The sequence below is a fragment of the Curtobacterium sp. NPDC087082 genome, assembly GCF_044745045.1.
GTDB lineage: Bacteria > Actinomycetota > Actinomycetes > Actinomycetales > Microbacteriaceae > Curtobacterium.
In genome coordinates this window covers 112,681-134,240 of the sequence record NZ_JBIUZN010000004.1, presented here as the reverse complement: position 1 = coordinate 134,240, position 21,560 = coordinate 112,681, and the positions used below count along the sequence as shown (strand labels likewise).

Genomic DNA, 21,560 nt, shown 5'->3' with positions numbered 1-21,560 from the left:
CATCATACGGACGTCCCAGGATGACGAAACCGCCACCGGAGGTCCGGCCGCGGACCCCAGCCACGTGAGCAAAGGAGCCACATGAGCGCGACGATGGTCGACCCGGGCACCGAGACGCGGACCCCACGGTCCGACGGCGTCCCGGTGGCCCGCAAGGTCCCGTTCACCGCGAGGTTGCGACGGGACTACCCGCTGCTGATCATGGTCGCGCCGGCGGTGGTCCTGCTCCTGCTGTTCGTGTACGTCCCGATGCTCGGGAACGTGATCGCGTTCATGGACTACCAGCCGAACATCCCGATCGCTCAGAGCCCCTGGGTCGGGTTGTCGAACTTCCAGGTGCTCTTCGCGGACCCGGACTTCTGGCGCGCGACGCTCAACACGCTGGAGATCACCTTCATCCAGCTGGTGCTGTTCTTCCCGGTGCCGATCGCCCTTGCGCTGCTCATCCACTCGCTGGTGTGGCCGTGGCTGCGGGCGACCGTGCAGTCGGTCCTCTACCTGCCGCACTTCCTGTCCTGGGTCATCGTCGTCGGGTTCTTCCAGCAGTCGCTCGGCTCGGGCGGTGTCGTGAACCACGCGCTCCGGCAACTCGACGCCGGCACGATCAGCGTGATGAGCGACCCGTCGACGTTCAAGCTGCTGCTGACGAGCCAGGTGATCTGGAAGGACGCCGGCTGGGGGACGATCATCTTCCTCGCGGCCCTCGCGGCGATCGACGACAACCTGTACGAGGCCGCCGCGATCGACGGCTCGGGTGCGTGGAGCCGGTTCTGGCACGTGACGCTGCCCGGCATCCGGCCGATCATCGTGTTGCTGCTCATCCTGCGGCTCGGCGAGGCGCTGTCCGTCGGCTTCGAGCAGATCATCCTGCAACGGAACGCCGTGGGGGCCGATGCCGCCGAAGTGCTCGACACCTACGTCTACTACCACGGCGTCGTCGACGGGAACTGGTCCACGGGCATCGCCGTCGGCCTGATCAAGGGCCTCGTCGGGTTCGTCCTCATCATGGCGGCGAACAAGGCCGCCCACATGCTCGGTGAGCAGGGAGTGTATTCGCGATCATGAGCACCATCGTCCGTCCGGTCTGGGCCGGGAAGCCGAAGCCCGTCGTCCTCGCACTGAAGGCCGTCGCGATCGTCCTGATCCTCGCGGTGGTGCTGTTCCCGTTCCTCATCGTCTTCTCGACGAGCGTGTCGAGCCAGGCCGACGTCACGGCCGCCGGCGGCTACGTCGTCTGGCCGCGCTCCTTCGACCTCTCCGCCTACGTGCAGATCCTGTCCGGCGGGGTCGTCACCCGCGCCGTGGTGGTCACGCTCCTGGTGACGATCGTCGGCACGGCGATCAGCCTCGCGTCGACCGTCCTCGCCGCCTGGGCGCTCAGCCGGCAGGGATCGCTCTTCCAGCGGCCGCTGCTGACGTTCGTCCTCATCACGTTCCTGTTCGCGCCGGGGATGATCCCGCTCTACCTGATGGTCAAGCAGCTCGGGCTCCTCGACAACTACTGGGCGCTGATCCTGCCGAGCGCGTTCAGCGTGTTCAACATGGTCGTCGTCCGCGGCTTCATGATGAGCATCCCGCAGGAGCTCATCGACAGCGCGAAGATCGACGGCGCCGGCGAGTTCCGCATCCTCTGGCAGATGGTGCTGCCGCTGTCGCGCGCGGTGATCGCCGTCGTCGGGCTGTTCTACGCGGTCGGGTACTGGAACGCGTTCTTCAACGCCCTGCTCTACCTGTCGGACTCGACGAAGTGGACGCTCCAGCTGGTGCTCCGGACGTACGTGCTGCAGGGATCGAGCCTGGTGTCCGGCGCCGGGTCGGACGCGACGATGCAGCCGCCGGCGGAGTCGATCCAGATGGCGGTGGTGATGATCGCGATCATCCCGATCCTCGCCGCCTACCCGCTCGTCCAGCGCCACCTCACCAAGGGCGTCCTGACCGGCGCCGTCAAGGGCTGACGCGGCCCCGCCGAACCACCCTCCACCCGAACGCTTCAAGGGAGAAGCCATGACCGACACGACCACCGCCGGCCTCAGCCGACGGACCCTCCTCTCCGGCGCCGCCTTCGGCCTCGTCGCGTTCAGCGCGGCGGGCGGCCTCGCCGGCTGCTCCTCCGGCGGCACCGCCGCGACCATCTCCGACACGGTCGCCGCGCTGCCGACGTACGTGCCGATCACGAAGGGTCCGAAGCCGGACCTGCCCGGCAACGACGTCGTGCAGCCCGTGTACTACTCGTACCCCCAGGACAGCGAACTCTTCACCTCGGTGACCGGGAAGGTGGCCGACGGGTCGAAGACGTCCGGGTTCGTCGTCACGTACACGGCACCACCGCCCGCCGACAACTCGTTCCTCGACTACATCGGTGGTCTGACGAACACCGAGTACGACCTGACGTTCGTCCCCGGCGACTCGTTCGACACGAAGTTCGCCACGATGACGGCGGGCAACGACATCCCGGACATCGTCGAGTTCCTCACCTTCGCGATGCCACCACGGTTCCCGCAGCTGCTCGACGCGAAGTTCTCGGACCTGTCGGAGTACCTGTCCGGCGACGCCGTGAAGGACTACCCGAACCTCGCGAACATCCCCACCGCCTCGTGGCGGAGTGCCCGCATCAACGGGAAGATCTACGGCGTCCCGGAGCACCGTCCGCCGTTCGGCTCGGTCATGGTCTGCCGCCCCGACCTCATCGAACAGCTCACCGGCGCAGCACCCGCGCCGAAGGACAAGGACGAGTTCACCGAGCTCTGCAGGGCGGTCACGGACACCAAGGCCGGCCGGTACGCGATCGCCGGTGGCGGTGGGTCGAGCGGCGTCGACTGGTCGTACGACTTCATCGGCGCGACCTTCGGCGTCCCGAACCAGTGGAAGCAGTCCTCGGGCGGGACGCTCACACACAAGAACGAGACCGGTGCCTGGCTCGAGATGCTCTCGTACATCAAGAAGCTCTGGAACCTCGGGGTCTACCACCCGGACACCCCGAGCCTCGAGAGCGCCAAGGCGAAGACGTACATCAACAACGGCACCGTGCTCATGCACCTCGACGGCATCTCGGCGCTGCTCGACGTCACCATGCCGAAGGGGATCGTGACCGGCGGCATCGTGCCGTTCGGTGCCGACGGCGGAAAGGGCGCGAACTACCAGGGCACGTCGAGCTTCTCGTTCGCCGCACTGAAGAAGACCACCCCGGCGAGGATCCGCTCCCAGCTCCGGCTGCTCGACTACCTGTCGGCACCGTTCGGCTCGCGCGAGGCCTTCACGCTCACCCACGGCAAGAAGAACGTGCACCACACCGGCAGCGGACCGGATGCGGTGCTCACGAAGACCGGCGAGCAGATGATCAACGCCAGCTCGCTGTACCGGCTCGCGGCGGGTCCGCAGGTGCTCAACACCGCGGTCCGGATCGACGAGCAGCTCCGCCAGTCGCACGCGTGGCAGGTCGCCACGCAGGACATGCTCGTGAAGAACCCGGTCGACGGCTTCTACTCCCCCTCGGCCACGTCCACGCAGTCGGCGAACCAGGCGTTCAACAGCGTCTGCAACGACTACGTGCTCGGTCGGACGAACCTCGCCGCCGTCAAGGCCGGGGTGAAGACGTGGACCGCTGCCGCAGGCGACAAGATGCGCAAGGAGTACAGCGAGGCGATGGAGAAGCAGGGCTGAGCCCTGGGCTCCGAAACCGAGCGCCCGGTCAGGCGGTCCAGGCCGCCGGGTGCCGCCGCTGCCAGCGGAGCCGTCGCTCGAGCTGCGCGCCGATCGCCAGGAGCACCCGTTCGCCACCGGGACGCCCGATGAGCTGCACGCCCATCGGCAGTCCCGCGCCGTCCGGGTGCTCCTCGTCCGTCACACCGACGGGCAGCGTGATCGCCGGCAGCCCGGCCACGTTCGCCATCGACGTCCACGGCGAGTAGGCGCACTGGTGGCGGAAGTCCTCCTCCGGGTCGGACCCGTACCAGCCGAGCGGCCGCGGCGTGAGCGCGAGGGTCGGCGTGAGGACGGCGTCGAACCGGTCGAACGCACCGATGAGCGCCGCCGAGAAGGTGTCGAGCGCCGTCATCGCGTCGAGCACCTGCGTGCCGGTCAGCGTGCGGCCGCGGTCGACGAGCCACGACACCAGGGGCGTCAACCCGGACAGGTCGATCCCGGGGACCATCGGCAGCCGGGCGGCGCTCGACTCCCACGCCACCCGGAACGCGTCGGCGTACGGCGCCCGGGGCATCCGGACGTCCTCGACGCCGTGCCCGACCTCGCCGAGCACCCGGACGGCGGTCTCGACGGCGGCGCGCGCCGCGGGGTCGACCACCACGTCGACGGTGTCGTCCCACGGGGAGCCCTCGAGCAGCCCGACGACGAAGCGCCCCTCGCCGCGGACGGCCGCGGCGGTGAACGGCCCCTCGCCGACGTCGGGCGTGACCAGCGCGTACGGGTGCGGCTCCGGGAGCCCGGTCGGCGCCACGAGCGCGTCGAGCAGCATGCCCGCGTCCGCGACGTTCCGCGTGATCGGCCCCGCCACCGACAGCCCGCCGACGCCCGAGCGCCCGGGCATCGACGGCACACGACCACGGCTCGGCTTCAGCCCCACCAACCCGGTCGCCGCCGCCGGGATCCGCACGGAGCCCCCACCGTCCGACCCCACCGCGGCCGGGAGGAGTCCGGCCGCGACCGCGACCGCCGCACCGCTCGACGATCCCCCGGGCGCGCGGCTCGTGTCGTACGGGTTCCGGGTCACGCCGGACCGGGTCTCCGACGACGAGGACATCCCGAACTCGGGCGACGCCGTCTTGCCGAGGCTCACCGCGCCGGCGGCGTCGAGCGCCGCGACGAGCGGGTGGTCGGCTGCCGCGGGGCGGTCGGGCAGACTCGTGGTCCCGTTCCGCGTGGCGACGCCGGCGCGGTCGTACAGGTCCTTGTCGGCGGACGGGAGGCCCCACAGCGGCCTCGACGTCGGCACCCGGTGGCCGAGGTGCTCGGCTCGGTCGCGTGCGGCGTCCGCGGTCACCGTCACGAAGGCGCCGAGACCGGGATCGAGCCGGGCGATCCTCGCCAGGTAGTGGTCGGTCACCTCGAGCGCGGTCGCCTCACCGCGTCGGATCCAGTCCCAGAGTTCCTGCGCGGCGAGGTGGTGGAGTTCGAACACCGCCTCAGCCTAGGTGTGACCGGAATCCTGAACATCCACTCAGTGACGCGTCCCCCGTTCGGGGGGCGGATCCGCGGCTGTCCCAGAGCATTGCTCATCCGATTTCCCTGGGGACTCCTCGGCGCGCGGGCAGTGAGCACGGGGTATGGTTCCGCGTCGCTCACGACCCGCAGGAGGACGCGAGCAGACGGTGATCAGGGACACCCGGAAGAAGGACATGGACAACAGGGAAACGAACCACACGACCAGGACCCGCACCAGGAGGCGAGTCACCGCAGGGATGGCACTCGTCGCGGCCGGTGCCGTCGTCATCGGACTCGCGCAGCAACCGAGCGCGTCCGAAGCGGCGACCACCTCGCTGACCAAGATGCCCACGGGCACGGTGGTGTCGAACGGTCGGACGTGGAAGCAGACGTACGCCGAGGACTTCTCCACCGCTGCACCGCGCGGCAGCGTCCTCAGCAAGTACCCGGGCCTCGGGGCCTACGACGGCTACCGCGACACGAGTGGCCGCGGGCTCTACGCACCGGACAAGGTGCTGAGCGTCAAGGACGGCAAGCTCGACTTCTGGGTGCACTCGGAGAACGGGCAGCCGCTCGTCGCCACGGTGCTGCCGGACGACTACCGCGCTCACACCACGGGTCGGGTGTCCATCCGCTACAAGACGACGGACACCCCGGGCTACAAGTTCGTCGGGATGCTGTGGCCGACGGACGACGACTGGAACAAGGGCGAGATCGACTGGCCCGAGGGTGACCTCGGCAGCACGGCTCGACCCGCGTCGGCGATCCCGGGATCGATGCGGAACGGGATGATGTCGTTCGACGGCAGCGTGCAGAAGCCGACCAAGTCGGCCCAGAGCAGCGGCTACCACGTGGCGACCACCGAGTGGGACCACGGCGTGGTCCGGTTCTACTGGAACAACTCGCTCGTGTCGGTCACCCGCAAGGCGGTCCCGACGGACCCGATGCGGGTCACGCTGCAGGCGGAGACCGCCATCGGCGGCTCCGTGCCGGCGTCCGCGAGCGGACACGTCGACATCGACTGGGTCTCGATCTGGGACTGACGGAGTGAGGGACTGGAGGCGCGGTGCCAGCTGGCACCGCGCCTCCAGTCCGTGGTCCTCGCGTCCACGTCCTTGCATCCTTCGGAGGAACCCCGCGGAGTGCGTCCCTTCGCCGGTCGTCCGTCGGACGCCCCGTTCGTAGCGTCGATGCCATGACGATCACCACCGAAGACCGGCACACCGCCCGCACCGGCACCGCCCGTCGGACCGGGGTCCGCGGGGTCATCACGCGGCACCCGCTGGCCTCCTTCGCCACCCTCGCCCTCGGCCTCAGCTGGCTGGCGTGGATCCCCTACATCTTGTCGCCGCACGGCCTCGGCGTCTGGGACCTCCACTTCCCCGAGTTCCTCGGCACGGCGCAGTTCACCGGCGTCCTGCCGGGAGCGTTGCTCGGCCCCCTCGGCGGTGCCTTCCTCGTGACGGCGATCGCCGACGGCCGCCCCGGACTCCGCCGCTGGGTCGGTCGGCTCTGGCACTGGCGGGTCGCCTGGTACTGGTACGCCCTCGCCCTCGTCGGCGTGCCCGCGATCATCGTCGCCACCGGGCTGCCCTTCGCCGGCGGCCAGGTGCAGGCGCCGAGTGCGCTCGCGCTGCTCGCCCTCGTTCCCGGACTCGTGGTGCAGCTCTTCTCCACCGGGCTGTCCGAGGAGCCCGGCTGGCGCGACTTCGCCCTGCCGCGACTGCAGGAGCGGTTCGGCCCGCTGGGCGCCGCCGCCGTGCTCGGTCCGCTGTGGGCGCTCTGGCATATGCCGCTCTACCTCAGCGACTGGGGCGGGTGGCCGGACGCGCACTGGACGGAGCCGGTCGTGTTCGCCCTGTTCACCATCACCTTCAACGTCGTGATGACGTGGGTGTTCAACCGCACCGGCGAGAGCCTGCCGGTCGCCCTCCTCCTGCACGTCGGCGTGAACAACACCATCTCGACGCTGTGGGCCGACATGTACCCGGGGATGACCGCCGGCACGATGATGCACGGCCTCGCGATCGTGTCGACCGTCGCGGCCCTCGTCCTGCTCGTGGTGACACGGGGGCGGCTCGGCTACCCCGGCGGCGGACGCGGCGGCAGCGGCCGCACCGGCGGCACGCCCCGACTCGTAGGATCGAACGATGGCACCCGCTGACGCGCCCGACCGACGCGACGAACGCGGCGTGCCCACTCCGCACGGACGTTGGACCGACCTGCTCGTCGCCGCCGGCACCGCCGTGGTCACGCTCGGACTCCTGCTCGGCCTGCCGCCACTCGACGCCATGGACCCGGACACCACGGACACGATGGGAGCAGGCCCCGGGTTCCCCGATGTCGGCGGGACCGCGTGGACCCTCCTCGCGATCACCCTGGTCGTCCAGTCGGCCCTGCTGCTCGGCGCCCGCCGGGCACCTCGCTCCGTGCTCCTCGGCGTCGGTGCGCTGCCGATCCTCCTGGCCCTCGTTTCGACGAGCGCCGCGTTCGGCCTCACCGCGCTGCCCGTCGTCGTGGCGGTCGTGCTCGCCACGCTCCGGGTCCCGCTCCCCCGCCTCTGGCCGGCCGTCGCGGGATCGGCGGCGCTCGTGGCGGTCGGCACGGGGATCACGTGGGCCCACGGCTCCGGCGCGATGCGGAGCGGCGTCGTGTCCGGGCTCGGCGCGTCGGCCGGGCAGGGCGTGCTGCAGGCCGTCGGTGCAGTCGGACTCCCCCTCGTGGTGACGCTCATCGTCCGATCCCGCCGCGAGCTCCGGGCCGCACGCCGGGCCGAGTCGGACGCCCGCACCGCAGCAGCCGACGCCCGCACCGCGGCAGCCGACGCCCGGACGGCCGAAGCGGCGGCCCTCGCCCGGGAGCAGGACGCCCGCGTCGAGGCGGCCGTCTCCCGCGAACGCGCCGCGATGGCCCGCGAGCTGCACGACATCGCGGCCCACCACCTGTCCGGGATCGCCCTGATGTCGGCCGTCATCGACCGGCAGATCGACACCGACCCGGACGGCGCGCACGAGGGTGTCCGGCAGGTTCGCGAGCAGAGCACGGCCGTCCTCGAGGACCTCCGCCGCCTCGTCGGACTCCTCCGCGACGACACCCCCGCCGAGACCGTGGTCGAGACCGTCGCCGGCATCGTCGACCTCGTCGAGGCCGCCCGCACGCGCAGCGCGGTCGAGCTCACCGTGCAGCCGGGCGACCACCCGCTGGCGGACGGCATCGGTCCGCTCACCCAGCTCGTCGCCTACCGCACCGTGCAGGAGGCCCTCGCCAACGTCGCGCTCCACGCCGCCGGCGCACCGTGCCGGGTGACCGTCGACGACCGCGATCCCGACCACCTGACGGTCCGCGTCGAGAACGGGGTGCCCACCGCACCGTCCGTCGGCAGCTCGCCGTCGGGTGGGAACGGACTGCGCGGCATGCGCGAGCGGGCAGAACTGGTCGGGGCGCGCCTCCAGGTCGGACCCACCGGTGACGGTGGCTGGACGGTCGAGCTGGTGACGGCTCGGGAGGCGCGACCCGACGCCGACACGTCGGCCGACGCGCCGGAGGTGGCCGGGTGATCCGCGTGCTGGTGGCGGACGACCAGCCGCTGGTCCGCGCCGGTGTCTCCGCCCTGCTGTCCGCAGAGCCCGACATCGAGGTCGTCGGGGTCGCCGCCGACGGCGGTGAGGCCCTCGCGCTCGCCCGGAGCACCCGGCCCGACGTCGCGTGCCTCGACATCCGGATGCCGGTGCGGAACGGCATCGAGGTCACACGCGAACTCTGCGCCCCCGGGGCCGACCCCGCGGTCCCGGTGCTCGTGCTCACCACGTTCGACCTCGACGACCTCGTGTTCGGTGCGCTCGAGGCGGGTGCGTCGGGCTTCCTCCTGAAGGACGCCGAGCCGGACGTGATCGTCGGGGCCGTGCGGCACGTCGCCGCCGGGAACGGCACCATCGACCAGGCGCTCACCCGTCGCGTGCTGCGCGAGTTCGTCGCGCGGCGGAGCCTGCAGCCGGTGTCGGGCGACCGGGCGGACGAGGTCCTCACTGCTCGCGAGCGGGACGTGCTCCTGCTGCTCGCCCAGGGGATGTCGAACGAGGAGATCGCCGCCGCGCTCGTCGTCGAGGTCTCCACGGTGAAGTCGCACCTCGCCCGGATGCTGCCGAAGCTGGGGGTGCGGTCGCGGCTGCAGGCCGTGGTGTGGGCGTACCAGAACCGGATCGTGACGGTGCCGGGGGCGAACGGTTAGCTGCGGCGGCGGTACCGGATGTGGGTCGTCAGCGGCGAGTGCAGGACCTCGACGGGCTCGAAGTCGAACGACTCGGCGCCGTCCGCGAAGATCCGCTCCCCGGAGCCCAGCAGCACCGGGGCGACGTCGAGCGTCAGTTCGTCGAGGACCCCGGCGGCGAGCGCCTGGCGGACCGTCGAGGCGCCGCCGGCGATGTCGACCCCGGCGTCACCGGCCGCCTCGATCGCGCGGGCGTAGGCGGCGTCGAAGCCGTCGGTGACGAAGTGGAAGGTCGTGCCGCCATCGAGTTCGATCGGGTCGTGCGCCGTGTGCGAGAGCACGAAGACGGGTGCGTGGTACGGCGGTTCGTCGCCCCACCAGCCCGTCCAGTCGTCGGGCCGCTCGGTGCTGGGCGGCCCGAACATGTTCTGGCCCATCACGTACGCGCCGCGGGGTCGCATGAGCCAGCCCGCTGCCGTGCGGTCCGCCTCGCCGACGTCGGCGCCGGGCATGTGCCAGGTGTGGAGTTCCCCGCCCCGGCGTCCGAGGGGTTGGTCGAGGCGCTGGTCGGGCCCGGCGACGAAGCCGTCGAGGGAGATCGACATGTGGCAGGTGGTGTCGGTCATCAGGTGCGCTTCCGTTCGAGGGCTCCGGCTCGGTCGTGGGTTCAGGCTCGGACGTGTTCTGCGAGCACGTCCTTCACCGTCGTCCAACCCTCTGCACCGTACCGCTCGTCGTCGACGTGACGCAGCGTGGCCTCGCCGCTGAACATGCTGACGAAGTACTGCATGCCCTGCCACGCCGGGAACGGCTCGTCGTCGCCGGCCTTCGACAGGCGTCGTCCCACCCGGGCCATCGCCGAGAGCGTCGACGCGGTCCCCGCCCACTGCAGTCGGAAGGGGGTGCCGGTGAGCCGGGACATCGTGTCGGCGATGCTCCGCGAGGTCACCCGGTCCCCCGCGACCTCGACGAAGCGCGGTGCACCCGGGTCGAGCGCGACGAGGGCGGTGGTGCGGGCGACGTCGTCCTTCGTGGTGAAGTCGAGCACCTGGTCGGCCGAGGACCAGTAGAGCACCCGCTGTCGGTCGAACAGGATGAGCGGCGCCTGCCCGGTGAGCATGTCCGTGAACGCGCCGTTCAGCACCGAGGTCGCTCGGATGCGTGCGGCGTCGACGTCGGCGGCGAACTCCCGGCGCAGCTCGAAGTTCCGGTTCGTCCCCGGGGTGATGGACCGGTAGTCGGCGGCGTAGTCGGACGGGATGAACCGTTCGACGCCGGCGGCCACCGCTGCCCGGAGCAGGGCGCGCTGCGCGTCGACGATGACCGAGCGCGTGCCGCTGACCGCGGACACCACGACCTCGGCCCCGGCGAGCGCCGACGTCAACGCTGCGTGGTCGCCGTAGTCCGCTCGGACCACCTCGACGTGGTCGTCGTCCTCGGTCGGTGCCGTCGCCGTGGACCCGGGGCGGGTCAGGACGCGGACGTGGGTGTCGTGCCTGCGGAGTGCCCGGACGATGCGTGCGCCGAGGTCACCGGTCGCGCCGGCGACGAGGACGGTGGTGGTCACGCCTTCTCGACGTCGGAGAAGAGCCCGGTGAAGGTCGCTCCGGTGGCGCCGAGCTGGCCGAAGAACGCGCCCGCTTCCTCGCCGGCGACGGCTGCGGACGCGTCGTCGTAGGAGTCGAAGTACAGGTCGAGCGTCCGGTGGGCCGGGGTGGGCGTGCCGTCCTCCTTCGGCCAGACCTTGCCGGCCTCGAGGCGGCGGAGCTGCGGCAGGGCGCCGGCTGCTTCCTCGAGTGCGGGGTACGCCTGCTCGAAGGCGGCGGGGTCGGTCGGGTTGTCGATGATGAGGGTGATCTTGGTCGTCATGGGGCCAGTGTTCTCCCTCGTCGCTGTCGCCGTCCGGAGGGGTCGGATCTCGTCGCTGCGCGCCCGCTCGTCGCCGTCGCGTTCGACTGGTCACCGGATGGTTCGGGGACGTTCCGGTCCGCGATGCGACGCCGACTCGTGCGGTACGGCTGGCCCGAGCGAGCCCTCGGTCGCCCGCCTCCGTGGCCGATCGGCTGACGAGCCGAGCTCGCAGGCCTGTGGCTGGACGCGGCGAGTGTCAGACGCCCACCTGCCCAGGCGGACCGCAGGCTGGCCGACCGGTGGAGCACCTCCCCCTCTCGGTGGATGCGCGGGCTCTCGCGCAGCTGTCAGGCTCCGACCGGCGCAACGCGTCACACCGATGAGGGGATCGAACGTGAACACGAGAACACACGCACTTCGACGCACGGCCTTCGTGAAGACCGCCCGGAACAACTGCAGTTGAGGTGCAACCGATGTTGCTGAAGTTCATCCCGATCCCGATCATCATCCTTGGCTTGATCGGTTTCCTCGCCGACATCAGTTGGTGGTTGCTCGCCATCCTCGGAGCCGCCTCGGCACTTGCCCTCATCGCCGGGGACGCCCTGATCGCTCGACGCAAGCGGCAGACGTCAGCACGCCGTTGAGACAACGAGAGCCCCAACACCCATCGGTGCTGGGGCTCTCGCTTCTCCACACCGCAGCGTTCTCAGCGTGACACTCATCACCAGAACACCCCGCCCCGCCCCGCCTCCCGAACACGCGTGCGGGAGAGGATCGGCTAACGGGGCGCGATGTGCGCGACTGCTCCCGGCCTTGCTCGGTAGCGTAGGAACGGTGCCCCGATCGAAGCTTGCATTGTCTCCGATGACTCAGCGTGAAACACGACTTTCTCGCGCGTGCGTCGCAACGACCGCGCATGTCTCCCAATGACGGTTGCTCTCGGGATCCTGGCGGTGGTGGTTTGTTTCGCGCTCATCGTCGTGCGCGCCACTCGATGGGGCAATGCCGCTCGTGATCGAGTTGAGGGAAAACCGCGGAAGCCCATCACTCCGGGGACCTGGGTCGTGTTCGGGATCGTCCTCGCTCTCGCGGCGACCTCGCTCGTTGTACAGCTTGTGAGCAACTAACGCTTTGCCATCGGCAGCGCGGGTCCGACAGAGAGGACCGGTCATGGACCCGTGGAACGGGGGCACCGACGTCTCGTTGAACGATCGGCTATCGAACGTCCCGTTCGTCGCTTCGCTGTCGCCACTCGCCGCCAGCGTAGTCAAGCGTGTACAGCCCACTGATCGTGAGTGGAGAGATCGCCAGGAACACGATCACTGAGTCGACGAGGAACAGGAGCGCAGCGACACCCAGGAGAACGACCCCTACGAGCACCAACGTCCACAGCGGGAGGCGTCGACCTGATCGCTGAAGAGTCGTCGTGTTGGTGAAGCCATCCGGAGGTGGCCGGTAGCGGATCGGCTTACGTGCCGCTCTGTGGTCAGAGCCACGAGGATCGGCCAAACTGGTCGGGTGCGTCTCGATACCGTACTGACCCAGGCGGACGTCCCCACCGTCCGAGCTGAGGTTGCTGCGCTCCGGCTCCCGGGACGTCGACTGGCGCGAGGCGTGACCACGCGACGCGACGGGCGCGAACGCCCCTCGCAGTTCCAAGCCCTCGTCGACGAGCGGAACAAGAGCTGGACGTTCGACCAGCAGGGGTATGCGCACCGCGACCGCTACGAGGACGGCGTCCTCCACACCGTTGACGGGTCTTCGGAAGTCAGCTTCGCTCGCAGCGGCACGGTTGCCTCTCCCGTCCGCCTGCTCACCCCTGAGTTGCTCCTCCTCTGGGGCTCACCCGCGAGCTACGCCCCGGTGCTCGTCCAGCGCGTCAGGGGTCATTGGCTGCTCTTCACGTTCGAGCACGAGCTCGACCCCGCACAACGCACGACGCTTGTCATCGACGAACGTGACGGAGTTGCATACCGCTCGTACGGAGTGGATCAGGTCACGGTGATCACCGAGCTCCGCATCTTGGAAGACGACGAGTCGATGCCTCCGCGTCCGCGCTTCCCGCGATTGCAGGAGTGGCCCCGGTTCGAGTACTGAGGCCATGCGCCTGTGGCGGCGACCGGTTGCGGATCAGATGTCGAGACCTTGCTCAGGGCCCCACGCTTGTCCGAACCGTCATCCGGATCGCACATGGGTGACAGGATGCTGGTCATGCCGACCATGAGTGCGCTTCTTGTCATCGATCTGCAGCGGGGCGTGATGAGGGACTGTTTCGACGCGGAAGGTGTGCTCGCGCGGACTGCCCGACTCGTTGATCGTGCCCGAGCAAGCGATGTGCCTGTCGTGTGGGTGCAGGATCACGACGACTTCGCGGAGGGGTCCGCAGACTGGCAACTGGCGGCGCCGCTGGAGCGGCGATCGAACGAGCCACTGGTGAAGAAGGAGTACCGGGACTCGTTCTCGGACACGGACCTCGACGAGGTCCTGGATCGCTTGGGCGTGCGGCATCTCGTCGTCGCGGGTGCGCAGAGCGACTACTGCATCCGGACGACGACCCAGGCCGCGGCCGCGCGCGGCTTCGACGTGACGCTGGTGTCCGACGCACACACGACGACGGACGCAGAGCACGACGGTGTCCGCATCAGTGGGGAGCAGATCATCGCCCACACGAACATGTACTTCGGCGGGCTCAGGTACCCCGGCCGGCACTACGCCGCCGAGCGACACGACCGAGTGGAATTCGCGCCCGGTCCCTGACGGATCGGCTACCGGATGAGCTCCTGGATCACGTCGAGGCCGTCGCGGCAGCGCTGGACGTACCCGGCGTACAGGTCCGCACGGTTGTCGAGCGCCCAGCGGGTCACGTCGACGAGGTGCAGAGCGGTCATCATCGCGAGTTCATCCCGCGCCCGGTCCGAGCCGAGACCGGCGGCTTCCACGAAGTCGGCGTACTCCTGCCGATCGACCGATTCGTCGATGAAGCACCACTCGAAGACCCGCCGAGCGTCGGTCCAAGGCGTTGGTCCGGTCTCGGCGCCGCCCCAGTCGATCAGGACGGGCGGGGCCTCCGGGCCGCGGGAGATGAGGTTGCGGGGCGCGAGGTCGCCGTGTGCCAGGCCGTGTTCGTAGGTCCCGCTGGCCAGGTGGGCGAACATGCGATCGACGACTGCTCGTTGCTCGTAGGCGCCGTCTTCGAAGAGCACGTCATCCGGCCCGAGGGAAGTGCGGTTGTAGTCGAGGTGCGCGGCCCACGCGGTGTGGAGGTCCTTCCCGAACCGGGAGTAGAGGGACAGTGGGGCGTCGTGCAGGGGCACCCTAGCGACCGTGCGGGCGTAGGCGCCGAGCCACGACCACGGCCGCAGTACCGCGCGGTCGTCAGGTGCGACGTAGGTCGACAACGAGAACGGAACCCCACCCTCCACTCCGTGAGCGAGAGGTTCGGCAGTGGCGATGCCCGTTCGGGCGGCAGCGTCCGCCGCCCAGGCCTCGACTGGGAACTCATCTGCACGGAGCGGATCGACCGGGTACCGGAGAACGACGGGGTTGCCTCCTGCGCGTTCGACGCGGAACGTGTGGTTGACCGTGCCGCCCGGGAGCGGTTCGAGACGTGTGGGCGTTCCACCGATGCTCCGCATCACCGCGCTGAGCCAGGCGTCGTCGACCATGGTGGTGTCCACCCTCCCATTGTGATGCGGATGGAGCCCGCAGCTGCGGGCCGAGCGGTCGTCCGCCCGCACTCCTCTGGGTGGCGGCTGAGCGCGAGACGGGGACGGCCAGCAAGATGGATCGGACCACGCGAGCGCGGCGGTCGGAGAGGACACCGTGACGAACGACATCAGCGATGCCGGACTGCAGGCAATGATCGACCGAGCCGGGCAGATCACCGCCGACGAGGCAGAGTCGCTCGACATCGCGTGGAAAGCCGACGAGGCGATCCTGCTGCCGGAACCGAGTGCCTCCCTCGCGATCCAGGGAGGCGCTGACGGGCGGATGGTCACGAACGCCGACCTCGTGGCCGCTTGGCAGCACGCGCTCGAGGCCGCTGGCGCAGCGGGACGCGTCGAGGAGATCGAGGCCGCGCAGGAGGCTGGACGCGCGGTGCGACACTCGGAGGCGCACCTCCGGGATCGTGCGGGCGCCGAGGAAGCAGTCCGATCCGCGGTGCTCGCGAGCGGCGTACGCGACCTCGTCTCGGACGACGAGTACGCCACGCTGACGGCCGTCTGGCGCAAGGTGCTCGGGGAGGTCTGACCCGTCGGCTGCTCGCGCTCCACCGAGAGCCTCACGCCGCCTGGTGTCGATCCGGCGGGTCAGGGGCGAGCGACGCCGCTGAAGTCCGGGGAGCCGTCCGGCGCCGCCGGCACCGGCGTCCCGTCGACGTAGCGCGGCCACGCGAGCGCGCGGGCACCATCCGGTCGACGTTCGTAGAGCAGACCGTCGCTGCCCGTGACCGTCAGCGCCGTTTCATGGGTCGTCGAAGCGCCGTCCGCTCGGGCCGACCGGGCCGCCTCAGCCGGAGGCACCTCGTGGTCGACGAGCCGCCCGGATGCCGCTGGAGGGACGGCAGGTCCGGGCACGCTCGTCCACTCGCCGACGGGCGGAACGGCTGCAGCGTGCCGCTCCGAGCCTGACGTCGCCGTGGGCTCCACCACCGGTGGCGTGGTGGAGGCCGCACCGTCCGGCGTCGAGGACGGTCGTGGCCACACGGCTGCGGACGGCTCGGAGGACCCACCCTGGCCCCCGCGGTCGTGGTCACGCGGTCTGAACAGCGCGTTGCTCAGCGGCACGACGACGGTTCCGAGTAAGTCGAGGATGACCACGACCCACACCAGTCGCCAGAAGCCGCGGGCGAGGGCGAGGTCGGGAGCGAGGAGGGGCACCGACAGCAGCAGGGCGAGCAGCGCGATCACCCCGACGGTCGCCTTCGCGACGAGCTGCAGCAGCGGGGTCGGGTACCGCCGGTGGATGACGAGGAGCAGGTGCACGTGCAGCAGCGCGAAGCGTGCGACGAACACGATGCCGATCCACTGCATGAACCGTTCGCCGACGAGCCAGATCCCGTCCCCTTCGAGGGGGTCGACCGGCACGATCCAGACCTTGGCCAAGCCGGTCACGAGCAAGTACAGCGAGACGACGATGCTCGCGAACGCGAACCTCCCGGACCGCCGCGACGACACGTCGGCGTCGTACCAGGACAGGAGCGCGAACACGACGACCACGACGACGGTCAGCAGGAGTTGCACGGCGACCCGGCCGAAGTCCCCGAGGAGCACCGCGACGATGCCGACCAGGCCGGCAGCGACGACGGCACCGATGATCGTCCGGAACACCAGTGGACGGACCTTCGCCCACCGTGGGTCGATCGTGCCCGTCACGACATCCGTGCTCGCCATGCGCGCCCTCCCTCACGTCGATGTCCCCGAACACTAGCGGCGCTCGACCGTCCGCACAGCACCGTGAACGGGGGCCGCTTCGTCCGCGCACGGCCGTCCGTTCGACCATCGGCCAGCGATCAGATCCCCGTGACGCTGTGCGCTCGGAAGAAGTACCCGTCCTGTCCGGCGGGGTAGGGCTCCACCTCGAACCGCACGGCCTGGCCGGGCCGCAGCGAGAGGAAGCCGGGACCATCCAGGACGGAGAAGTGCACGAACACGTCAGACTCGAGCGCTTCCGAACGGAGGGCGCCCCAGCCGTCGTCGTCACTCCACCGAATACAAACGCCTTCGACGACCTGCACGACCGCAACGTACCGCGTGGAGGCGTCCGGCTGCCGAACGGTTACCGAAGGTCAACCACAGCGGGATCCTCGGTCGAGGCCGTCCACGCCTGTGGGCGACCAATCGCTGCCCCGTCCGCTGGCGCGCGGGTCGGCGACCACGCTGCTGGTGACCTCCGACATCGCCCGCAGCGAAGTGAGGCCTACGGACCCGGCCCGGCTCGAACGGGCAGCCACCCTCGCCGTGCTGCGGGCAGGACGCACCCGTACCGGGTAGATGCGCCTTGGACGGGCTCGCGTGGAGCCTACAGCCACTCAGCGAGCAGTCGTTCTGGGTCCTGTCGGCGGGCATCTGTGCGAACTAGCGGTCGTCGTGACCGTCGTCGCGCTCTGTGCTCGCCCACGCGGACGAGCGGTAGCGGTCCGCCGAGCAGCTGACTCCAGCCCTTTCGACGACCGATCCGCTTGCACGACGACGGAGCGGGTAGCGTCCCCCTGGTGAGCACTCGGTGGATCGGGCTGGCGGCCGTGGTCTGCCTTGCTTGGGGCAGTGTCCTGCTCACGTTCCCCGAGCCGATCGCACGGTTCTCTCGGAAAGTGCAAGGCGAGTTCTGGGGAGGTCAGTTCACCCCGGAGTTGTCGAGGTTCATCGGGTGCGGTTTCGTGCTCGGCGGTGTGGTGGTGGCAGTGTCGCTGCTCGTGCACATCCTTCGTGGTTGAAGGAGCGCCTCTTCGGAGGAGCTCCCACCGAGCCAGGTTGGTCGTCCGAGCAGTCAGCTGTCGAGTGCGACGACCATGACGCCCCACGACGAGCACTTCACAAGACGACCGGGACACCGGATCAGCGCAGGTGCACGAGTCCAGCGCGCGTCGGGAGGAACCCGCAGGCCCCCTCGTAGAACGGCACCATGTCCTCGCCGTAGTCGACGAACAGCCATTCACAGCCGGCAGCACGGACCGCGTCCACCGCGAAGCGGACGACCGCGGTCCCGAGGCCCTGGTGCTGACGAGACGGATGCGTCTTCGTGTCGATGAGGAACGCGTGGTCGGCACCGTCCCACGCGACGTTCACGAATCCGACCAGGGCCCCGTGCGTGTCCCGGGCCGCGACCCAGCCGAGCGAGTGCGGGCGGACCCGATCCCACCAACCGGGCTCGGGCGTCCCTCCGTGCGCCGCGGTGAGGTCCACGAGCTCCTCGTCGCCGATGATCGAGCGCCAGGTCAGGGTCACGTCCAGGTGGTGCATCGTCCCAAGCTCCCACGAGGGAGTCGGCTGCACCAGGGGCGTCAGCATGGACCGGCGTCCGACCGACCACTCCCGGAGCGGCCGTGCGAGGATCGGAGCCGTGGGGGAAACGAGAGTGTTGCCAGCGGACGCGCCCGAGGTCGCGGAACTCGAAGCGCAGGGCTGGAGCGTCACCGCCCGGTCGTTCGGCGCCCAGCTCGACGCCGACCGGATCGACCGGCAGCGGCTGCAGTCGCTCGTGGACCGCACCGCCGGCATCGGGACGACGCGGCCCCTCGGTCCCGACGACGTCGACGCGGTCCTGCGGCTCGACGCGCTGACGGCCCACGACTACCCCGGCGGCGTCGCGACCCAGCACGAGCCGCTCGACCGCGGGGCAGCGACCCCGACGACGTCGAGGCCCGCGTTCGGCTCGGTCACGCCGGCCGGCGAACTCGTCGCGATGACGTTCGTCGACACGGACGGGCCCCACGCCGAGACCCACTTCACGGTCGTGCACCCCGGCCTGCGTGGCCGCGGGCTCGGACAGGCGGTCAAGGCTGCGTCGGTGCTCGCGTTGGCGGACGCGGGCACGACCCGGTTCCGCACCGGCGGTTCCGCGGAGAACACCGCGATCGCGGCGGCGAACGCCGCCCTCGGCTACGTCCGCGACGAGGAGTGGGTGACGCTCGAGCCGCGCCCGCGGTGAGGACGTGCGCACCGTCGGACGGGAGGCGCGGGTCGGGCCCGCACCGCGCCTCCCGTCCGTCAGACCAGCCGCTGGGCGATGCTGCCGACCGGTCCGTCGAGCACGGCCTCGTCCTGGTCCAGCTCAGCTCCGCGACGACGCGTTCGGTTCCCAGAACTGGAGCCGGTTGCCGAACGGGTCGATGACGAGCATCGTCCGTCCCCAATCGTTGGACTCCAGGCCGGGCCGGGATCGCGGATGCCGCTGCGCGAGCAGGACGTCCCGGTAGGCGGCGACGTCGTCGACGACGAGCATGACGGCCCCTCCCGGTGTGGCGTCACCGTGGTGCTCGGTCAGGTGCAGCACCTTGCCGTCGAGCGACACCTGCGCGTACACGGGGAGGTCCGGTTCGAAGCGGTGTTGCCATTCCCACTCGAACCCGAGATAGTCGCAGTAGAAGGCTCGGGCGACCGCGTGGTCGAACACCCGCAACACCGGGATGACCCTCGGCGCGCTGCGCTTCTCCGGGTCCTGCCGGTGGTGCAACGCGGCCAGGGTGTTCCAGTCACGGAGGCCTGCTGCGTGGGCGGCTGCTTCGAGCACCTTCGAGTGCGGGATGTCGGTACCGGTGCTGAGCTCGCGGGCGAGTCGCTTGGCTTCTTCGATCGTGATCACGATGTTCCAATCGCGCGAGGGCCTGGTTCCTGCGTTGCCAGGGATCGCGGAAGGATCGAGATCGACCTGAAGAGGATCGTTCGTCGGTGTTCACCGGATGCAGGGGCTGGCCACCGGAGCCGACGTCAGCCTACCTCCGGGCGTGCTACCGGTCGAGGGTCGCGGAGCGCACGGCGCTCCGGTCGTCCGGTCGGCGTACGCACCATCGGGCGGGAGGCGCGGGTCGGGCCCGCACCGCGCCTCCCGTCCGTCAGACCAAGCGCTGGGTGATGCTGCCGACCGGTCCGTCGAGCACGACGTCGGCGAGCGCGCCGTTCACCAGCGGCATCTGCGGCGGCTGGTGGCCGGTGTCGAAGTCGAGCACCACGGGGATGCCGAGGTCGCCGAGTGCGTGCCGGACGGCCTCGTCCTGGTCCAGCTGGGGCACCGCCGCTCCCTCGGTGCGCCCGATGAGGACGCCGTTCGCGTCGTCGAACCAGCTGGCGAGCCGCAGCGACGTGAGCATCCGCAACGCGGTGACCGCGTTCGACTCCGCGACCTCGAGGTACACGATCGTGCCCTCCGGCGCGTCCCGCCGGGCGAAGCCGGGGACGTCGCCGTAGGGGGTTCCGGCGAGCAGTGACACGGTCTCGAGGCACCCGCCGATGAGGCGTCCGCGGATCGCGACCTGGGACGCGCCGTCGAGGGCGCGCCAGCGGGTCGGGGTGTCGTAGGCGCCGTCGCGGTCGAGGACCTCGTCGGCCCAGGCGCCCCACGGGCGGCTGCGACGACGCGGGGCACTGCGCTGCTCGACCGTGCCGCCGGTTGGGAGCGCTGCGACGTCGGTCCAGCGGGCGAACTCGGCGGGGAGCTCGTACGGCTCGTCCATCAGGTTCGCACCGTGCAGGGTCGCGAGGCCCGTCATCGTCGTGAGCGGGAGGAGCAGGGTCGAGATGTCCGACCAGCCGGCGAACCAGGCGCGCGAGGCGGCGAGGGCGTGCCAGTCGACCGACCCGACGAGTTCGATGGCGAGCTCACCACCCCACGGCGGGAGGACGACGTCGGCGCTCCGGAACGCGTCGTGCAGGTCGGCGACGCGTTCGGCGGTGCTGGCCGGGACGAGCCCCGGGGTGGTGGCGTGCGGCCGCACGTGCACGCTGAGTCCGCGAGCCGTCAGGGCGTCCGCACCGTCCTGCAGTCGGCCGTGCAGGTGCTCGGGGACGCCCATCGACGGCGCGGGGACCTCGACGCGCCCGCCGGCGACGAGGGGCCTCGGGTAGGTGATGCCGGCCATGCTCAGGCGGGGGCCATCCGACCGGCGCCGACCGGCAGCGGTCCGGCGCGGTACACGAGCGACACGTCGGTCGCGGTCACGGTCCTGGTGGCTGCGCCGAAGCGCCACACGCGGTTGTAGAGGTAGACGCCGATCTCCGTGCCGCCGTCGTCCGGGACCGCCCACGTGCCGGTCCCCCACTGCGCCGGGTGCCCGACGCCGTCGATCGTCACGGTCGGTCGAGCGAACCAGGTGAGCATCGGGCGGGTGATCTCGAGTTCCACGCGACGCTTGGTCGTGCCGGACGGCTGTGTCGTTTCCACCGTCGCAGGATACGGGGCCGCCGCGCGCGACAGCCTGCCGGTCGGTCCGGACTCAGCCGTCGCGCATGTGTGCCGCGATCGCCGCGCGGTCGGCGGGGTCGAGCGGCGCCACCGGGTACCGGCTCGTGTCCTCGCGGAACTCGTACCCGTCCCCGGAGGCGCGCGGGATGACGTGCAGGTGTGCGTGGGGGACGCCCTGGTCGGCCGCGGGGCCGCTCGACATCACCAGGTTCGTCCCCTCGACGGCCGCGCCGAGCACCTGGCGCAGTGCACGGTCGGCGCGCTGGGCGACGAGGGCGAGCTCGGTGACCTCGCGGGTGTCGAGCGCGACGAGCTCGCCGCGGACGACGACCTCGAAGGAGTCGGCCGCGAGGGCGGCGCAGAAGTCGCAGTCGTGGTCGTCGGTCGTGCCCTCGACCGTACCGGGACGGATCGCGGTCGCCGGTTCCCGGACCGGCACACCGTC

General features: G+C 70.6%; 25 protein-coding genes. 13 read left to right on the top strand and 12 right to left on the bottom strand.

Going from position 1 to position 21,560, the window contains the following annotated elements; translation table 11 throughout:
• Positions 1–81 precede the first annotated feature (81 nt).
• From ACIPEP_RS11970 to ACIPEP_RS11960, 3 genes are read left to right on the top strand one after another with little or no spacing between them, the layout of a single operon-like run.
• On the top strand, positions 82–1,065 hold the full coding sequence (locus ACIPEP_RS11970; RefSeq protein WP_402717396.1) for an ABC transporter permease: 984 nt from the start codon (positions 82–84) through the stop codon (positions 1,063–1,065).
• Positions 1,062–1,955: a carbohydrate ABC transporter permease gene (locus tag ACIPEP_RS11965; RefSeq protein WP_071296218.1), complete on the top strand. Its 894-nt coding sequence runs from the start codon at positions 1,062–1,064 to the stop codon at positions 1,953–1,955. The genes ACIPEP_RS11970 and ACIPEP_RS11965 overlap by 4 nt, the downstream gene beginning before the upstream one ends.
• A gap of 49 nt (positions 1,956–2,004) precedes the next feature.
• On the top strand, positions 2,005–3,660 hold the full coding sequence (locus ACIPEP_RS11960) for an extracellular solute-binding protein (protein WP_402717395.1): 1,656 nt from the start codon (positions 2,005–2,007) through the stop codon (positions 3,658–3,660).
• 28 nt (positions 3,661–3,688) lie between these two features.
• Here ACIPEP_RS11960 and ACIPEP_RS11955 read toward each other — a convergent pair whose 3' ends face one another.
• Entirely contained in the window at positions 3,689–5,134 is a 1,446-nt protein-coding gene (locus tag ACIPEP_RS11955; RefSeq protein ID WP_402717394.1) for an amidase, read from the bottom strand.
• Positions 5,135–5,414: 280 nt separating this feature from the next.
• Here ACIPEP_RS11955 and ACIPEP_RS11950 point away from each other — a divergent pair, with 280 nt between their 5' ends.
• The 4 genes from ACIPEP_RS11950 (at position 5,415) to ACIPEP_RS11935 (ending at position 9,385) form a co-directional block, all read left to right on the top strand.
• The gene (locus ACIPEP_RS11950) at positions 5,415–6,200 is read left to right on the top strand and encodes a glycoside hydrolase family 16 protein (RefSeq protein ID WP_309779750.1); all 786 of its coding nucleotides are present in this window, start codon (positions 5,415–5,417) and stop codon (positions 6,198–6,200) included.
• Positions 6,201–6,352: 152 nt separating this feature from the next.
• Positions 6,353–7,321 (top strand): type II CAAX prenyl endopeptidase Rce1 family protein, encoded by a 969-nt coding sequence (locus tag ACIPEP_RS11945; protein WP_402717393.1) that lies wholly within the window; start codon positions 6,353–6,355, stop codon positions 7,319–7,321.
• Positions 7,308–8,714 (top strand): sensor histidine kinase, encoded by a 1,407-nt coding sequence (locus ACIPEP_RS11940; protein ID WP_402717392.1) that lies wholly within the window; start codon positions 7,308–7,310, stop codon positions 8,712–8,714. Before ACIPEP_RS11945 ends, ACIPEP_RS11940 begins: the two co-directional genes overlap by 14 nt.
• Positions 8,711–9,385: a response regulator gene (locus tag ACIPEP_RS11935; RefSeq protein WP_402717391.1), complete on the top strand. Its 675-nt coding sequence runs from the start codon at positions 8,711–8,713 to the stop codon at positions 9,383–9,385. Before ACIPEP_RS11940 ends, ACIPEP_RS11935 begins: the two co-directional genes overlap by 4 nt.
• On the opposite strand, the gene ACIPEP_RS11930 is transcribed toward ACIPEP_RS11935, so the two are convergent.
• From ACIPEP_RS11930 to ACIPEP_RS11920, 3 genes are read right to left on the bottom strand one after another with little or no spacing between them, the layout of a single operon-like run.
• Complete coding sequence (locus tag ACIPEP_RS11930; protein WP_402717390.1) at positions 9,382–9,990, bottom strand: dihydrofolate reductase family protein; 609 nt, start codon at positions 9,988–9,990, stop codon at positions 9,382–9,384. The genes ACIPEP_RS11935 and ACIPEP_RS11930 overlap by 4 nt on opposite strands.
• 41 nt (positions 9,991–10,031) lie before the next feature.
• Positions 10,032–10,931, bottom strand: coding sequence for an NmrA family NAD(P)-binding protein (locus tag ACIPEP_RS11925; RefSeq protein WP_402717389.1), 900 nt, complete (start codon positions 10,929–10,931; stop codon positions 10,032–10,034).
• A complete protein-coding gene (locus ACIPEP_RS11920; protein WP_092386890.1) occupies positions 10,928–11,233 on the bottom strand; it encodes a hypothetical protein in 306 nt (101 codons plus the stop codon). The genes ACIPEP_RS11925 and ACIPEP_RS11920 overlap by 4 nt, the downstream gene beginning before the upstream one ends.
• A gap of 455 nt (positions 11,234–11,688) precedes the next feature.
• Between ACIPEP_RS11920 and ACIPEP_RS11915 the strand changes: the two genes are divergently transcribed.
• The 3 genes from ACIPEP_RS11915 (at position 11,689) to ACIPEP_RS11905 (ending at position 13,972) form a co-directional block, all read left to right on the top strand.
• Positions 11,689–11,859: a hypothetical protein gene (locus ACIPEP_RS11915; RefSeq protein ID WP_175475883.1), complete on the top strand. Its 171-nt coding sequence runs from the start codon at positions 11,689–11,691 to the stop codon at positions 11,857–11,859.
• Positions 11,860–12,829: 970 nt separating this feature from the next.
• The gene (locus ACIPEP_RS11910; protein ID WP_402717388.1) at positions 12,830–13,312 is read left to right on the top strand and encodes a hypothetical protein; all 483 of its coding nucleotides are present in this window, start codon (positions 12,830–12,832) and stop codon (positions 13,310–13,312) included.
• Positions 13,313–13,426: 114 nt separating this feature from the next.
• Positions 13,427–13,972: a cysteine hydrolase family protein gene (locus tag ACIPEP_RS11905; RefSeq protein ID WP_402717387.1), complete on the top strand. Its 546-nt coding sequence runs from the start codon at positions 13,427–13,429 to the stop codon at positions 13,970–13,972.
• A gap of 8 nt (positions 13,973–13,980) precedes the next feature.
• Here ACIPEP_RS11905 and ACIPEP_RS11900 read toward each other — a convergent pair whose 3' ends face one another.
• Positions 13,981–14,892 carry a phosphotransferase gene (locus tag ACIPEP_RS11900; protein WP_402717386.1) on the bottom strand — a complete coding sequence of 304 codons (912 nt, stop codon included), beginning with the start codon at positions 14,890–14,892 and terminating at the stop codon, positions 13,981–13,983.
• A 145-nt stretch (positions 14,893–15,037) separates the two neighbouring features.
• Here ACIPEP_RS11900 and ACIPEP_RS11895 point away from each other — a divergent pair, with 145 nt between their 5' ends.
• Positions 15,038–15,466 carry a hypothetical protein gene (locus tag ACIPEP_RS11895; protein WP_175473673.1) on the top strand — a complete coding sequence of 143 codons (429 nt, stop codon included), beginning with the start codon at positions 15,038–15,040 and terminating at the stop codon, positions 15,464–15,466.
• Positions 15,467–15,525: 59 nt separating this feature from the next.
• Here the strand turns inward: ACIPEP_RS11895 and ACIPEP_RS11890 are convergent, their stop codons facing one another.
• Both ACIPEP_RS11890 and ACIPEP_RS11885 read right to left on the bottom strand, forming a co-directional pair.
• Positions 15,526–16,608: a hypothetical protein gene (locus tag ACIPEP_RS11890; RefSeq protein WP_402717385.1), complete on the bottom strand. Its 1,083-nt coding sequence runs from the start codon at positions 16,606–16,608 to the stop codon at positions 15,526–15,528.
• Positions 16,609–16,727: 119 nt separating this feature from the next.
• Positions 16,728–16,952, bottom strand: a complete 225-nt coding sequence (locus tag ACIPEP_RS11885; protein WP_402717384.1) for a cold-shock protein — start codon at positions 16,950–16,952, stop codon at positions 16,728–16,730.
• A 477-nt stretch (positions 16,953–17,429) separates the two neighbouring features.
• Here ACIPEP_RS11885 and ACIPEP_RS11880 point away from each other — a divergent pair, with 477 nt between their 5' ends.
• Positions 17,430–17,651, top strand: a complete 222-nt coding sequence (locus ACIPEP_RS11880; RefSeq protein ID WP_402717383.1) for a hypothetical protein — start codon at positions 17,430–17,432, stop codon at positions 17,649–17,651.
• 121 nt (positions 17,652–17,772) lie between these two features.
• Here ACIPEP_RS11880 and ACIPEP_RS11875 read toward each other — a convergent pair whose 3' ends face one another.
• A complete protein-coding gene (locus ACIPEP_RS11875; RefSeq protein WP_402717382.1) occupies positions 17,773–18,177 on the bottom strand; it encodes a GNAT family N-acetyltransferase in 405 nt (134 codons plus the stop codon).
• A 100-nt stretch (positions 18,178–18,277) separates the two neighbouring features.
• On the opposite strand from ACIPEP_RS11875, the gene ACIPEP_RS11870 reads away from it, so the two are divergent.
• A complete protein-coding gene (locus ACIPEP_RS11870) occupies positions 18,278–18,865 on the top strand; it encodes an acetyltransferase (protein ID WP_402717381.1) in 588 nt (195 codons plus the stop codon).
• A gap of 123 nt (positions 18,866–18,988) precedes the next feature.
• Here the strand turns inward: ACIPEP_RS11870 and ACIPEP_RS11865 are convergent, their stop codons facing one another.
• From ACIPEP_RS11865 to ACIPEP_RS11850, 4 genes are all read right to left on the bottom strand, one after another.
• On the bottom strand, positions 18,989–19,519 hold the full coding sequence (locus ACIPEP_RS11865; RefSeq protein WP_402717380.1) for a glyoxalase superfamily protein: 531 nt from the start codon (positions 19,517–19,519) through the stop codon (positions 18,989–18,991).
• A 250-nt stretch (positions 19,520–19,769) separates the two neighbouring features.
• Positions 19,770–20,792, bottom strand: coding sequence for a S66 peptidase family protein (locus ACIPEP_RS11860; protein WP_402717379.1), 1,023 nt, complete (start codon positions 20,790–20,792; stop codon positions 19,770–19,772).
• A gap of 2 nt (positions 20,793–20,794) precedes the next feature.
• Positions 20,795–21,094 carry a hypothetical protein gene (locus ACIPEP_RS11855; protein WP_229085629.1) on the bottom strand — a complete coding sequence of 100 codons (300 nt, stop codon included), beginning with the start codon at positions 21,092–21,094 and terminating at the stop codon, positions 20,795–20,797.
• A gap of 52 nt (positions 21,095–21,146) precedes the next feature.
• Positions 21,147–21,554: an HIT family protein gene (locus tag ACIPEP_RS11850; protein ID WP_402717378.1), complete on the bottom strand. Its 408-nt coding sequence runs from the start codon at positions 21,552–21,554 to the stop codon at positions 21,147–21,149.
• Between the last annotated feature and the right edge of the window lie 6 nt (positions 21,555–21,560).